Raw genomic sequence first — 14,264 nt, 5'->3', positions numbered from 1 at the left:
CCCCGCGCCGCGCGGCCCCCGCGCGGCCGCCCCCCCCACCGCGGCGGCGCGGCCGGGGGCCGGAAGCGGGTGCTCCGGGCCCGGTCCGGCCGCGCCCGAAGACCGGTCGGAACCGCCGGTCAGGACCGCCGGTCAGGACCGCCCGTCGAGGCAGCGGGTCAGGGCGGTCCGTCGGCTGCGGATCGGATCCGGGGCCGGGGCCGGTCGGGTCAGAGCCGGTCGAGGATCTTCTTCAGCCGGTCGATCTCCGCCGACTGGGCCGTGATCACTTCCTCGGCGAGCTTCTTGGCGGTGGCGTTGCGGCCGTCCTTGCGCTGCTCCCGCGCCATCTCGACCGCGCCCTCGTGGTGGCCGATCATCAGCTCGGCGAAGGCACGGTCGAACTTCGCGCCCTTCGCCGCCTTGAGCCGGTCCATGTCCTCGGTGGACATCATCCCGGCCATCTCACCGCCACCGGAGCCATGACCCCCATGGCCGCCCCCGGCGCTCTCGGGACGGCCCCAGGACTTCAGCCAGGACCGCATCGTGCGGATCTCGGGGTCCTGCGCCCCGGAGATCTCGGTGGCGAGCGCCTTGACCTCGGCGTCCTCGACCCGTCCTGCGGCCAGGGCGGACATCTCCAGCGCCTGCTCATGGTGGGGGATCATCATCTGCGCGAACATCACATCGGCGTCGTTGAAGGCGCCCGGCGCCGGGCCGGTGTCCGCGCTCGCGGCCGACGACTTCTTGTCGCCGCCGTGATCCATGCCGGCCATGTCGTCGTCACCGCCGCCGCCACAGGCAGCCAGGGTGAGTCCCGCCGCCACGACCACGGCGATCAGGGCGGTACGGCGGCGGGCCCGGGGCCCGCGGGACAGGGGAAGGGAACCGTTCACGGGAAAACCTCGCACTGCTGGAAACCACGGATGGGGAACCGGTGCGCGGGCAGCACAAAGCGCCCGCGGGGCGGTAGGCCTATATCCGTAGGATCGACAGTCGGGCGAGATCGGGTGGGAGCGGTGGTGGCCGGGGGCCCAGCGCGCTGATCGGCCCGGCGCGCGGCGCCGTCAGCCACTCCGGCGCCCGCCGTCCGAGCGCGGCCCGGACCAGGGCGAGCAGCAGCCAGCCGCCGAGCACCGCCACACAGAGGGTGGACATGTCCATCGCCATGCCGGAGTCGTGCGAGGCGCTGTCGTGGTCCGGGACGGCGCCGGGAGGACGCGGCCCCTCGGCGGACGGCGGCGGTGCCCCGGCGCCCTCCGCATGCGCGGCGGCGGCCCGCTCGGGCGCGCCGGGCACATCCCGTACCCCGGGCACATCCCGTACCCCGGCGGCGCCGGACAGGGCGACCGTGTCGGAGCCCATGGCCAGCGCGGCGGAACCACCGGCTCCGCCGGAGCCATGGCCCGTCCCGGACCCGATGTCGGGGTGCCCGGTCGTATGCATGGCAAAGACACCCAGCGCGACCACGGCGACCAGCAGCAGTTGCGCCCAGGCGCCCGCCGCTCGTGTCCACCCGCCCGTCCGCATGTGCCCTGCCTCCGTACCGCCGCCGCCGGGTTCTTCCGGCCGCGTTCCGTCTGCCCCGACCCTACCGAAGACCCCGCCCGCTCCCGGGCGCTCCCCCGCGCGAACGGGGGAAGCCCCCGGGAGACCCGGCCCCGGCCGAGCGGGTTTCAGCGGGCCGCGCCGCCGTGGATCCAGTCGTACGCCCCGCGCGCGGTGAACTCCTCCGGCCCGCCGGGGTAGAGCAGATCCGCCGTGGCGAACGCCGGGTCGTCCGCCGTCGCCGCCACCGAGGGGATGGCCACACAGCGCATGCCCGCCGCCCGCGCCGCGAGGACCCCCGGCGCCGCGTCCTCGAACACCACACAGTCGGCGGGCGCGCTGCCGAGACGGCGGGCCGCCTCCAGGAAGACATCCGGCGCGGGCTTGCCCCGCCCGACCTCCTCGGCGGAGACCACCGTCGGGATCAGCGCGTCCAGCCCGGTGGCCGCGAGCACCGCGTCGATGGCCGCCCGCGACGAACCGGACGCCACCGCCATCGGGACACCGGCCGTGTGCAACAGCTCCACCAGCGTCCGCATCTGCGGAAAGACCTCGGCCGACGCCCGGACCAGCGCCAGATAGTGCTGGTTCTTCACGGTGAGCAGGGTCTCGACCGGTGCGTCGATGCCGTACTCGTCCCGCAGGATCTCCAGCGTCTCCCGCGTCCCGATGCCGATGAACCGGGTGTGCCGCTCCCAGTCGTAGTCGGTCACCCCGTACTCCGCCAGCAGCAGCCGGCCCGCCTCCCAGTAATGCGGCTCGCTGTCCACGAGCGTTCCATCGAGATCGAAAAGGACTGATGCGGTGGGGACAGTGCTCATCGCCTCAGCATGCCCCACCCCTCTCGTTCCCCTCCCGCCTGGGGGATTGCTCTGGAGCGCAAAGCCTGGAAGCGACCGGCCGGACGCGAGACAGTAGAAGCCACAACGAAAACGCCGAGGACGCCGGGCGCGCCGCCGCCCGCCCGTACCGGCGGAGCGCACCGGTGCGGGACCGGTCGGCACGCTCCCGTCGTACGGTGGCCTACGGGGGTGGTCACCGTACGGCGAATCGAGCCCCTTTCGCGCGCGCCGCCGTACCCGCCGGACCTGCTACACCCGCCGTACCCGCCGGACCTGCTACACCCGCCGTACCCGCCGGACCTGCTACACCCGCCGTATCCGCTGAACACTCAGCCGCCCGGCCGCCGTCACTCTGCCTTCACTCCGGCAGATCCCCCTGGAGCAGCGCCAGCCCCAGCAGGGTGATCCGGTGCCGGACCGAGCCGCCCTCCCGCCGTGTCTCCAGCAGCCCCGCGTTCCGCAGTATCGCCGTGTGCCGGCTCACCACCGGGGGCGCGACCCCGACCCGCCGCCCCAGCTCGGTGGTGGTCCCGGTCACCGCCGCCGCCTCCAGCAGCGCCGCCCGGGTCCGGCCGAGCAGGGCCACCACCGGCTCCGCCGGGTCCTGGTCGGCCCGCATCGGATCGCGGATCAGCCGTTCCAGCGGCGGGGTGACCGGATAGACCAGGACCGGCGGCTGCTCCCCGTCCATGAGTGTGATCGGCTGGAGCCGGCAGAAACAGGACGGCACCAGCACGATGCCCCGCCCCTCCAGATGGATGTCCTGATCGGCGTAGACCGGGATCCGTAGCACCGGTGCCTCCCAGACCACCCGGGGGTGCAGCTCCGACAGCAGCCGGTCCACCCCGCCGCTGAGCATCGCCCGCGCCTGCCGGGCGCGATCGGCCTCCGCATGGGCCCGCATCGCCCCCTCGTACGGCAGCACCGCCAGCCGGTGGTACTCGGTGAGCGCCTCGCCCAGCCCCCGCAGCGCCCGGGGGTCCCCGGCGCCCAGGGCCCGGGTCCAGGGCGACGGCGGGCTCTCCTCCGCCAGCTGGGACATCTCCGCCCGCAGCCGGGTGCCGGGGGTGCTGAGGACCCGGTCGAGCTGGGCCGGGAGCCCCTCGTCCCCGCGCCCGGGGGTGAGGAAGTCGGGGGAGTACCCCCAGGGCCGGGCCAGTTCGGTCAGCCGTCGCAGCGGGGGCGAGTCCCGCAGCAGCGGGCGGATCGCCCGCCGCCACTCATGGAAGGCGAGATGCCCGTGGTACGGCTCCTGCGCCAGATGCAGGCTGAGCAGCACCTCCCACAGGGGGTCGAAGCTGTCCGCCATGGTGACCTTGCGCAGATCGTCGCCGGTGAAGTGGATGCGTAACATCGGGAACCTCTCCTCGCGCGGCTGTCCGCTACGAGGATGGGGGATCGGGGCCGCCACCCGCGAACCGGGCCCCGCCCGGAGGCCGCCGGGCTCCCGCCGGAGCCGCGCGGAGCCCACCGGGCCCATGGATCTGCCCTGTGGCCGGGCTCAGTGACGGGTCCGCAGCCAGTCCGCGAAGGCGTCCAGCGCGGCCTTGGCACCCTCCCGGCCCACCCCGATCCTGAACCGGTCCCCGGGCGTCGCCGTCAGTTCGGAGCGGTAGACGCTCGCGGGCAGCAGCAGCACCCCCGCCTCCTCGACCAGCCGGGCGCAGAACCGCTCCACCCCGTCCGCGCCGAGATAGCGGGGATACGCGACACAGCCGCCGTCCGGCGCCCGCCACGCGAACAGCTCCGGGAAGCCCGCGAAGAAGGAGTCGAACAGCGGCAGCTGAGCGGCGATCAGGGCCCGATTGCGCTCCAGGATCGTGGTCCGCGCGGTGAGCGCGATCCGTGCCAGCACCTCGCTGGGGGCGGCGTTGCAGATGCTCGTGTAGTGCTTGGCGCGCTCCAGCCGGGAACGCAGCTCCGGGTCCCGGCAGGCGATCCAGCCGATCCGCAGCCCCGGCAGGCCCAGCGACTTGGAGGTGACATTGAGCGACAGGGCCCGTTCCGACAGATCCGCCGCCTGCGGCAGGGTCCGGGCCGGGTCCCGCTCCAGACCCCGGTAGACCTCGTCGCTGAAGAGACGGATGCCGCGCTCGTCGCACATCCGCGCCAGCGCGGTGAAGTCGGCGGCGGGGATCACCTTCCCGGTCGGGTTGTTGGGGAAGTTCACCGAGACCACCCGGGTGTTCGGCCGCAGCGCGTCCGCCACCCGGTCCAGATCCAGCGCCCAGTCCCGCTTCTCGTCCAGCGCCACCCCGGTGACCTCGCACAGGGCCAGCGGCACGGTCTCGGCGGCCTGGTAGTTCGGGGTGACCACCACCGCATGGTCGTCCGGGCCGAGCAGGACGTTCATCGCGAGATACAGGCCCTCCTCGGCCCCCGCGAAACAGATCACGTCGTCCGCGCCCACCCGCTCGTACATCCCGGCGACGGCCTCGCGCAGCGCGGGGTCGCCGAAGGTCTCCGTGTACCCGAGCGAGAGCGAATCGAAGGCCCGGCGGTCCTCGTCCCCCGCCAGCTCCAGCAGCTCCCCGAGGGACATCGTCCGTACATCGGAGGCGGTCAGATGGTGACGTACGGTGAACTCCCAGCGGGAGAGATAGGTCTCCAGCCGGAAGTCGGGCAGCCGGGTCATGCGGGGGTCCTTTCCGCTCGGCACTCCGCGAGCAGGGCGTACACGGTGGAACGGGAGGAGCCCAGCGCCCCGGCGACGACCGGTACGGCGCGGCGCACCGCGAACACCCCCGCCTCGTCGAGCAGGCGCACGACCGCGAGCCGGTCCGCCCGGCCGAACCGCTCGACCGGGCGGCCGTGGTCGCGGACCCAGCCGCCGACGACGTGCTGGATCCGCTCCGTCCAGTCCTGTTCGAACAGCGGCTCCGGCCGGTGCTCGGTGGGGGCGCCGAAGGAGGAGAGCAGGGCCGCTGCCCGCTCCAGCGGGGTGCGGTCGAGATTGACGCAGAGCACCGCCGACGGGTGCCCGTCCGGGGCGCGCAGCACCGCGCTGACCGAGGAGAGCCGGCGCCCGTCGGCGAGCACCTTCTCGTACGGTCCATGGACATCCCGGCCGGCCGGATCGAGCGCGGCGAGTTCACCGAGGTACGAGGGGTCGCCCGCGCGCCGTGACCCGGTCGGGTTCCAGATGCCCAGCACCCGGTCGGTCTCCGGGTCGTGCAGCACCACCTCGGCATAGGGGCCGAGCAGCAGCGCGATGGCCCGCGCGACCGGCTCCCACTGGCGCAGCCGGGGGTCGGCGGGGGGATCGGCAGCGGGGTCGGTGGTGGGATCGGCGGGCGGCTCCGGTTCTCTGGTCACATCTGGACTTTAAGTCCAGCTCGGACGGAAAGTCCAGGACGGTTCCGGGTCGCCCCGGGTGCTCCGGCACCGGGGGCTACCCCTCGTCGCTCCGGCGTGCGAGATGGACGGTGATATCGGCGACGACCTCCACCGTCTCCGGCAGCACCCGTGCGATCCGGCGGAACACCTCCGCGCGCTCCCGGTCCGGCAGGACGAGATAGGCCGAGACGGTGGAGAGATGGCCGATGAAGTCAGGGGCGGCCATCGCCGGACGCCGTTCGATGGTGTGCTGCCGTACATCGGTGAACCACGCGGACCGCCGCAGCTCCGTACCCGGCCACTGCATCTCCTGCTCCGGAGGGGTGCCGTCCGGGGACGGGATCTCGTCGCTCTCCAGGAACGGCGCCCGTGCCGCGCGCACGGCCTCCGTCACGGCCGGGTCGGCCGGCCGGACCGGACCCCCGGCGGAGGCGAACACACCCCCGGGCTCCAGCAGCGCGGCCACCCGCGACCACCGCCCCTCCGGGTCGGTCCAGTGCAGCGCCGCCGCCGCGAAGACCAGCCCGTACCGCTGGTCCGGCACCACCTCCTCGAAGGTGGTCCGTACCGTCCTGACCCCGTCCGGGACCTGTCCGCGCAGCTCGGCGAGCATGGCCCCGTCGGGGTCGGTCGCGGTGACCGCGACCCCCCGCCGGGCGAAGACACGGGTCGCCTTGCCCGTCCCGGCGCCGATCTCCAGCGCGGTCCGCAGCGGATGCCCCGCGTACCCCCTCACCAGGTCGTACAGCTCCATGGGATACCCGGGGCGGAACCGTTCGTAGGCTTCCGCCATGGTCCCGAAGCTCAGCGCGCGATCAGCCATGCCGAGCAGCCTGACATGCGCCGGGCGGCCGTCGCCCCGCCTTTTCCCGGCCCGCCGGGGCCCGCCCGGCCGCGCCGGCCCCGGTCGTCCACCTTCGGGCCCCGGCGCCGGGCCCGCTCGTACGCCTTCGGGCCCGGCGGCGGGGGCGGTCGTACGTCTTCGGGGCCCGGCGGTGGGGGCGGTGAGCGCCGTGGGGCGGGGGTGGCACCCGTTATCCTTGTGTCATCCATGTATCTGCGGCGCCGAGCATGGCCGGGCGGTGACGACGCCCCCGGTCCCCGGCGCCTTCGTTGTGCCTGCCCGCCTTCCGCCACCCCTGGACGGCCATGGGTGCGACGTGTCCACCGCAAGGGGGGCGGCGCTCCGCCGTGAAGAGTATGTTCGTGGCCCCGGACCCGGGGCGTCTGAGACTCCGTGTCGCGACCCGCGCCGTCATCGGCGTCGCCGCCGCCGTCGCCCTCACCGAGATCTGCGGGTTCTCCCTCAACGCGTCGATCACCGGCGGGCTCGCGGCCCTGCTGGCGCTCTTCACGGTCACCGACGCGACCGTCCGTGACCAGCGGGTCACCACCGCCCTGCTGCCCCTCGCCGGGCTCCCGGTGCTGGCGCTCGCCGCCACCCTGCACGGCCTGCCGCCCGCCCGTGACCTCGCGTTCCTGATCGTCGTCTTCGGCGGCGTCTACGCCCGGCGCTGGGGCCCCCGGGGGCATGCGCTCGGGATCTTCGCCTTCATGAACTTCTTCGTCATCCAGTTCCTGCACGCCGTCCCCGCGCAGCTGCCGGAGATCGGCGCCGCGGTCCTGCTCGCCCTGCTCGCGGCCGGGGCCACCCGCTTCCTCCTCTGGCCCATCGAGCGGCGCACCCCACCGGCCCCCGCCCCGCCGGCCCTGCCGGGCACCGGCCTCGCGCGGTCCTCCACCCGGCAGGCCTTCCAGGCCACCGCCGCCTCCGTGGTGGCGCTGGCCCTCGGACAGCTGCTCTCCGAGGACCGCTGGTACTGGGCCATCGGCACCGCCTGGTGGGTCTTCGTCAACACCACCTCCCGGGGCGAGACCCTCGTCCGGGGCTTCCGCCGGGTCCTCGGCACCGTGGTCGGCATCGCCGTCGGCCTGCTGATCGCCCTGCCGCTCCAGGGCGCGCCCCTGCCCACCGCCGCGCTGGCCGCCGTCTGTGTCTTCGGGATCTTCTACACCGCCGCCGTCTCGTACTCCTGGATGATGCTGGCGGTGACGGTGCTGGCCAGCTCGTTGTACGGGATCCTGGGGGTGCTGGACCCCGACCTCCTGGCGCTCAGGCTCGCCGAGACCGGGGTGGGCGCCCTCTGTGCCGCTCTGGCCGCGCTGCTGGTGCTGCCGGTGACCACCCATGCGACCAACGACGCCTGGATCCACCGCGCGCTCCACTGTGTGCACGCCGCCACCGCCCAGGCGACCGACCGGCTCGCCGGCCGGTCCGGCGCCGATCCGACGCCGCACGTCGCCGAGCTGGAACTGCTTCTCGGCCGGGTACGGCTGGCACTCGCCCCACTGGTGCACCCGCTGGCCCCCTTCCCGGGCCGGAAGGCACGGGCGCGCAAGGTCATCGAGCTGCTGGATGTCTGCGCCCGTGAGGTGCGCGGCCTCGCGTCGGTCGCTGCCGACCCGGCGGCCTCGCACGATGTCCGTCTCACGGCGGCCTGCTGGCGGGTCCGGGCCGCCGTGGAGGCGCTCACCGCGAACGGGGTCGGCCGGGAGCGGGTCGCCCGGACCGCGGAGGAGCCCGCCGCTACGGAGGGGAACGAGCCGGCCCTCGCGCATCTGCACTCCCTGGAACGGGTGCTGTCGGAGCTGGCGGCCCCGCTCACCGTCTCCCCGCGCACACCGCTGGCCGGTTACTGAGCCGTCGGACGGGCGGTACGCCGCTTTCCCCCACGGTCTCCCGTTTGCCCCCGCGGTCTCCCCCTTCCCCCGCTTTTCCCCCGTGGGCCTCCGCTTTCCCTCGCGGCCTTCCGTCTTCCCCGTGGCTCCCGCTGCTCCGCCGTCGCTGCTGCTGCCGCCGCCGTCGCCGGACCGGATCGGGTGGAGACACTTGGTCTAGACCGCTGCTACCGTCGGCCGGGCACCGAACGATCACTGAGGGGAAACGAGGGAAGACTGTGGTCGACACCACCAGTGGGCGGGCCTTCATCGGCTCGTTCACCTCGGCCGGCGGCCGGGGGATCATCGCCGCCACCGTGGACGCCGGGACCGGCGCGCTCTCGCCCACCGGGGCGACCGACGCACTCGCGGACCCCTCGTATCTGGCGCTGGCGCCGACCGCGACGGGACCCGTGCTCTATGCCGTCTCCGAGGCCACCGAGGGGGCCGTGGCCGCCTTCGACATCGGCGGCGCGGCACCCAGCCCGCTCGGGGACCCGGTCCCCGTGGGCGGCGCGGGTCCCACCCATCTCGCCGTCCACGGCCGCCGGCTGCTGACCGCCAACTACGGCTCCGGCAGCGTCAGCGTGCTGCCCCTCGCCGACGACGGATCCGTGGGCGCGGCCGAGGCCGTCCTGCCCCACCAGGGCTCCGGCCCCGACGCCGACCGCCAGCTCGGCCCCCATGCCCATCAGGTGGTCCCCGCCCCCGGCGGTCGCTGGGTGCTCGCGGTGGACCTGGGCACGGACTCGGTCCATGTGTACGCGCGGGACCCCGGGACCGGGGGACTCGTCCGGCACGGCGAGACGGCGCTCAGGCCCGGCACCGGCCCCCGCCATCTGGCGTTCCATCCGGCCGGAAGCCATGTCTATGTGCTGAACGAGCTGGAGCCGACGCTCACCGTCTGCCGCTGGGACGCGGCGACGGGCGGGCTCGATCCGGTCGGGGAGACCCCCGTACTCCCGGACGGCGCCGCCGGGCCCGCGTACCCCTCCGAGGTGGTCGTCGCGCCCGACGGGCGGTATCTGTGGGTCGCGAACCGGGGCCACGACAGCATCGCCGTCCTCGCCCTGGACCCGGACGGCGAGCGGGCCGTGCTCCGCACCACCGTGCCCTGCGGCGGGCACTGGCCGCGCGATCTCGCCCTCGACCCGGCGGGGCGGCGGCTCTACGCCGCCAATGAGCGCTCCGGGAACGTCAGCTGGTTCACGATCGAGCCCGGTACGGGCACACCGCGGTGGGCGGGCTCCCTGGACGCCCCCGCGGCCTCCTGCGTGATCTTCACCTGACGTCCGCCGGAGCCCGTCACCGCGGCTCCGGAGGCCCTTGCCGGGGCCCGCGCGGCGCTGCCGTGCGGGCCCGCCGGGGATCAGTGCGCGGGCATGCCCTGCGGCCGGGGCGTGATGCCCAGCAGCGTCGCGTACTGCGAGAGCACCAGCTTGCCGATGGCCGGGTAGGCACCCAGCGCCTCGGCGGCGGAGCAGCCCGCGTCCTTCACGGCCCCCTCCAGCAGCCCCTCGGGCAGCTCCGGGCCGATGAGATACGGGGCCAGCGCCAGCTGTGCCGAACCCGAGGAGCGCAGCTGGTCGGCGACGGCGCCGACGGAGCCCTCCTGGTCGAGCGCGGCGGCCATCACCGGCACCGCGAGCCGCGCGGCCAACAGCATCCCGGTGATCCCGGCCGCCTGCACCGCCTCCTCGCCGCCGACCGTCGCCAGGATGATCCCGTCGGCGGCGGTGGCCACGGTGAAGAGCCGGGCCCGGTCGGCCCGTGCGAGGCCCGCCTCGGAGAGCCGGACGTGCACCGCCTCGGCCAGCAGCGGATGCGGACCGAGGACATCGGTCAGCTCGGCGGCGGCGCCGCTCTCCGCGACCGCCCGGCGGATACGGTCCATCAGAACGGCGTCCGGGCCCGCGAGGAGCGGTACCACCACGGCGACCGGGCCCTCGGGCGCGGCCACCTCACGCCCCGCCGCGACCGCGATCTCGTACCGCTCGATCCGCCGGGCGGCGGTCCGGGCGAGCACCCCCTCGACCGACGGGTACTCGGACTCGTCGCCTTCGAGATAGCCGACCCCGACCTCCAGGCCGGGAAGCTCGGAACGGGCGATGCTGATGGTCTCCTCGGCGAGTGCGCGGGAGGCGGGGGAAGGGACACCCGGGACGGCGAGCACCAGCGCGGGCGCGCCCTCGGGAGCGGCCACCGGTTCCGGGCGGCGGTGCCGTCCGGACTGTCGGGGACGCGGCATTCGTACTGGCAGGCCGGACGCGGGCCCAGTGGGGGAGCTCATGGCGCCGCATGCTACTGGCTTTGGGGGCGGGACTCCTCGGGGAGGGGGTGGTCACGCGCCTTCTGTCCGTATTTCATCCGATAGAAGGTCAAGGAGATCTGCGACATCCGCGTGATTTTCCCCCTTCAGGGGGAGTGTCATCCGATGGTGCCTATGTCGTGTGCCGCCGTGCGATGCGCGACCTACGGAACACCGGCGTCCGCCGGAAGGTGAAGCAGCGTCGGATGACGGGGCAGCAGCAGGGTGCCGGTCGCCAGGGCGGAAGCGAGGATCACCGCACCGGCGAGGGGGTCGCCCGCCGCCGGTATCGGGCGGACATCCGGCAGCAGCCGGGACAGCTCCGCGCGCAGCGGGGCCAGCAGCGGTTCGCCCAGCCGGAACAGACCGCCCGTCAGCGCCACCTCCACCGGGGGCTCCGCCTCGCGGGGGCCCGTACCGCCGCCGGAGCGCGTGACCCCGGCCCCCGTACCGCTGTCCGGTGGTGGGGCGCCGTCCGGGCACACCGCCGCCAGGGACTGGGCCACCTGACGGGCCGCCAGCGCCAGCACCTCCGTCGCGACCGGATCCCCGGCGGCGGCGCAGCGGCCGACCTCCGGGGCGAAGGAGGCCAGCACCGCCGGACGGTCCGGCCGGGGATACACCCGCCCCGGCAGCCCCTCGGCCGGCCCGAACACCGCCTCGGCCGCCGCCAGCAGCGCCGCCGAACCGCCCTCCCGGCCGTCATGGGCCCGCAGCGCCGCCTCCAGACCGGCCCGGCCGATCCAGGCGCCGCTCCCGCAGTCGCCCAGCAGATGGCCCCAGCCGTCCGCCCGCCGCCACTCCCGCAGATCCGTGCCCAGCGCGACCATCCCGGTGCCCGCCGCCACCACGGCCCCCGGACGCTGGCCGAGCGCGCCCGCGTAGGCCGTCACCGCGTCGGTGGCCAGCGCCGCCCGGCGCACCCCGAGCGCCTGCGCCAGCGCCCCCGGCAGTTCCCTCCGCAGCCGCTCGCCCAGGGTCGCCATCCCGGCGGCCCCCACCGCGATCGCGGCCACCGGACCCCCCTGGGGATCCGCGTCGAGCAGCGCCCGCGCCATCGGCAGCAGCTGTTCCAGCAGATGGGCGGTGTCGATGCCGCCGGGCCCGGTGCGCACCGGCTCCCGTGAGCGGAGTATCGGCGCGGTCCCGGGGGCCGCGCCGACGTCCGCCAGGGCCACCCGGAGCCCCGAGCCCCCGGAGTCCACCCCGAGGACCCGGGCGCCGGTCACGGCAGCCGCCAGTCGACCGGCCGGGCCCCCTGCCGTTCCAGCAGCTCGTTGACGCGGCTGAAGGGCCGGGAGCCGAAGAACCCGCGGTCCGCCGACATCGGCGAGGGGTGCGACGACTCGATCGCCGGGAGTTCACCGAGGAGTGGACGGAGGTTGCGGGCGTCCCGCCCCCAGAGCACCGACACCAGCGGGGTGCCCCGGGCCACCAGTGCGCGGATGGCCTGCTCGGTGACCTCCTCCCAGCCCTTGCCCCGGTGGGCGGCGGGCTTGCGGGGGGCGGTGGTGAGCGCGCGGTTGAGCAGCAGCACACCCTGCTCGGCCCAGGGGGTCAGATCGCCGTTGGACGGCCGGGGATGGCCCAGATCGGCGTGCATCTCCCGGAAGATGTTGTCCAGGCTGGGCGGGACGGGCCGTACCTCCGGCGCCACCGAGAAGCTGAGCCCGACCGCGTGCCCCGGTGTCGGATAAGGGTCCTGACCGACGATCAGAACCCTTACATCGGCGAACGGTTGCTGGAAGGCGCGCAGGACATGGGCCCCGGCCGGGAGATAGGTGCGGCCCGCGGCGATCTCCTCGCGCAGGAAGTCGCCCATCGCGGCGATCCGGTCGGCCACCGGCTCCAGGGCCTCGGCCCAGCCCGGCTCGATGATGTCCTTCAAAGGTCGTCGTGCTGTCACGGGGCGTCACTCTACTGGTGCAACACCCCCGGCGAAGCCCGCCCGCGAGGGCCGGCGGACGATCGTCGTCCGCCCCGCCCCCGCCCTGCCCTCCGCCCCGGTACTCCGCCCTGTCCTCCGCGCCGCCCTCCAGCCTGCCTCTGCCCGCCACTCCGCCCTGTCCGGCCCCGTCCTCCGCTCAGCCTCCGGCGGCGGCCAGCAGCCCCGCCCAGTCGGGGATCTTGACCGGGCCCCGGCCCAGCCGCCGCCCCAGCTCCGCCTCGGCCGCCACGATCGCCTCCCACCCCGACCAGCGCACCGGCGGGCCGCCCGCCGCCGTCAGCTCCGCCAGCGGATCCGCCGCCACCCGCCGCCGTGCCAGCGCCTCGGCGTCGTCGAGCAGGGAGCCCACCGTCTCCTTGGCGCAGGGCCGGTTGCTGCCGATCACCCCGGTCGGACCGCGCTTGATCCACCCGGCCACGTACTCGCCCGGCGAGGGCACCCCCTCGCGCAGCACCCGGCCCGCGCGATGCGGCACGGTGCCCCGCTCGACATCGAACGGCAGCCCCGGCAGCGGCGCCCCCCGGTAGCCGACCGCGCGCAGCACCAGGTGGGCCTCGATCTCCTCGTACGTCCCCGTGCCCCGCAGCCCTCCGGCACCGTCGGGGACGGTCCGCTCGAACCGTACGGCGCCCACCGCGCCCCCCGACTCCAGCAGCGCCACCGGGCGGAGGAAGAACCGCAGCCGTACGCACCGCCGGTCCGCCGCGCCCGCCGTCGGCCCGTCCGCTGCCTGCCGCGCCTGCTGTGCCGCCCACTCCCGTACGACCGCGAGATTGCGCCGGGCGACCGCGGGCAGCTCCGCCGCGCGCTCCGGATCCGTGTACGCCGGGTCCCGTACGAGATCGGCGGGGTCGACCCGGAGGTCCGTACCGGGCAGCGCGCCCAGCTCCCGCAGCTCCTTGGTGGTGAAACGGGCCTGTGAGGGGCCCCGCCGGGCCGCCATCCACACCTGGCGCACCCCGCCGTGCTCCAGCGCGGCGAGCACCCCCTCGGGCAGATCCGTCGGGCGCAGGGTGTCCGGGTCGCGGGCGAGCATCCGGGCCACATCCACCGCCACATTGCCCGCGCCGATCACCACGGCGGAGCGGCCCGAGAGGTCGAAACCGGCCCCGGCGGCGTCCGGGTGCGCGCTGTACCAGGCGACGAAGTCGGTGGCCGAGTGGGAGCCGGGCAGATCCTCGCCGGGGATGCCCAGCCTGCGGTCGCGCGAGGCGCCCACGCAGTAGACCACCGCGTGGTACAGGTCCAGCAGCCGCCGGGGACCGAGACCGCGCCGGCCCACCTCGACATGGCCCAGGAACTCGATCCGCTCGTCCTCCAGCACCGACCGCAAAGTGCCCTGGAGGGACTTGATCCGCTCATGGTCCGGGGCGACGCCGTAGCGCACCAGACCGTACGGGCAGGGGAGCCGGTCCAGTACATGCACCCGGACATCCGGCACGCGGGTCTGGGCGACGAGGTCCTGCGCGGTGTAGACCCCGCTGGGACCGGCGCCGACGACGGCGACACGGAGCACGGCGACCCTCCTCTCGGCGCCCCGGCCGGGGTGCCGCGCCGCTCTCCCGGCCCGGCGCGGGGCTGCGCC

13 protein-coding genes are annotated in these 14,264 nt (G+C 75.0%); 2 read left to right on the top strand and 11 right to left on the bottom strand.

Translation table 11 applies throughout. The features are described from left to right. Window positions 1-209 precede the first annotated feature (209 nt). The 7 genes from ABT354_RS36690 to ABT354_RS36660 form a co-directional block, all read right to left on the bottom strand. Window positions 210-875 carry a DUF305 domain-containing protein gene (locus tag ABT354_RS36690; protein ID WP_351502125.1) on the bottom strand — a complete coding sequence of 222 codons (666 nt, stop codon included), beginning with the start codon at window positions 873-875 and terminating at the stop codon, window positions 210-212. A 79-nt stretch (window positions 876-954) separates the two neighbouring features. Further along, the gene (locus ABT354_RS36685) at window positions 955-1,509 is read right to left on the bottom strand and encodes a hypothetical protein (protein WP_351502124.1); all 555 of its coding nucleotides are present in this window, start codon (window positions 1,507-1,509) and stop codon (window positions 955-957) included. A gap of 146 nt (window positions 1,510-1,655) precedes the next feature. Continuing rightward, on the bottom strand, window positions 1,656-2,348 hold the full coding sequence (locus ABT354_RS36680) for an HAD family hydrolase (protein WP_351502121.1): 693 nt from the start codon (window positions 2,346-2,348) through the stop codon (window positions 1,656-1,658). Between the two features lie 379 nt (window positions 2,349-2,727). Beyond that, a complete protein-coding gene (locus ABT354_RS36675; protein ID WP_351502119.1) occupies window positions 2,728-3,723 on the bottom strand; it encodes an ArsR/SmtB family transcription factor in 996 nt (331 codons plus the stop codon). A gap of 147 nt (window positions 3,724-3,870) precedes the next feature. After that, a complete protein-coding gene (locus tag ABT354_RS36670; RefSeq protein WP_351502117.1) occupies window positions 3,871-5,004 on the bottom strand; it encodes an aminotransferase class I/II-fold pyridoxal phosphate-dependent enzyme in 1,134 nt (377 codons plus the stop codon). After that, window positions 5,001-5,684, bottom strand: a complete 684-nt coding sequence (locus tag ABT354_RS36665; RefSeq protein WP_351502115.1) for a helix-turn-helix transcriptional regulator — start codon at window positions 5,682-5,684, stop codon at window positions 5,001-5,003. Before ABT354_RS36665 ends, ABT354_RS36670 begins: the two co-directional genes overlap by 4 nt. 76 nt (window positions 5,685-5,760) lie before the next feature. Further along, on the bottom strand, window positions 5,761-6,528 hold the full coding sequence (locus ABT354_RS36660) for a class I SAM-dependent methyltransferase (protein WP_351502113.1): 768 nt from the start codon (window positions 6,526-6,528) through the stop codon (window positions 5,761-5,763). Between the two features lie 377 nt (window positions 6,529-6,905). Here ABT354_RS36660 and ABT354_RS36655 point away from each other — a divergent pair, with 377 nt between their 5' ends. Together ABT354_RS36655 and ABT354_RS36650 are read left to right on the top strand one after the other, a co-directional pair. Next, window positions 6,906-8,405 carry an FUSC family protein gene (locus tag ABT354_RS36655; RefSeq protein ID WP_351502131.1) on the top strand — a complete coding sequence of 500 codons (1,500 nt, stop codon included), beginning with the start codon at window positions 6,906-6,908 and terminating at the stop codon, window positions 8,403-8,405. 257 nt (window positions 8,406-8,662) lie between these two features. Continuing rightward, entirely contained in the window at window positions 8,663-9,712 is a 1,050-nt protein-coding gene (locus ABT354_RS36650; protein WP_351502111.1) for a lactonase family protein, read from the top strand. An 80-nt stretch (window positions 9,713-9,792) separates the two neighbouring features. Here ABT354_RS36650 and ABT354_RS36645 read toward each other — a convergent pair whose 3' ends face one another. The 4 genes from ABT354_RS36645 to ABT354_RS36630 all read right to left on the bottom strand — a co-directional run bounded on the left by ABT354_RS36645 (window position 9,793) and on the right by ABT354_RS36630 (window position 14,195). Next, window positions 9,793-10,713: a sirohydrochlorin chelatase gene (locus tag ABT354_RS36645; RefSeq protein ID WP_351502108.1), complete on the bottom strand. Its 921-nt coding sequence runs from the start codon at window positions 10,711-10,713 to the stop codon at window positions 9,793-9,795. Between the two features lie 182 nt (window positions 10,714-10,895). Then, on the bottom strand, window positions 10,896-11,960 hold the full coding sequence (locus ABT354_RS36640; RefSeq protein WP_351502106.1) for an N-acetylglucosamine kinase: 1,065 nt from the start codon (window positions 11,958-11,960) through the stop codon (window positions 10,896-10,898). Then, a complete protein-coding gene (locus tag ABT354_RS36635; protein ID WP_351502103.1) occupies window positions 11,957-12,637 on the bottom strand; it encodes a uracil-DNA glycosylase in 681 nt (226 codons plus the stop codon). Before ABT354_RS36635 ends, ABT354_RS36640 begins: the two co-directional genes overlap by 4 nt. Window positions 12,638-12,815: 178 nt before the next feature. After that, window positions 12,816-14,195, bottom strand: coding sequence for an FAD-dependent oxidoreductase (locus ABT354_RS36630; protein ID WP_351502101.1), 1,380 nt, complete (start codon window positions 14,193-14,195; stop codon window positions 12,816-12,818). Between the last annotated feature and the right edge of the window lie 69 nt (window positions 14,196-14,264).

It is taken from the genome of Streptomyces sp. NPDC000594, assembly GCF_040299965.1.
Classification (GTDB): Bacteria; Actinomycetota; Actinomycetes; order Streptomycetales; family Streptomycetaceae; genus Streptomyces.
The sequence above is the reverse complement of the archived record's forward strand: the minus strand, read 5'-3'. Positions and strand labels throughout refer to the sequence as shown.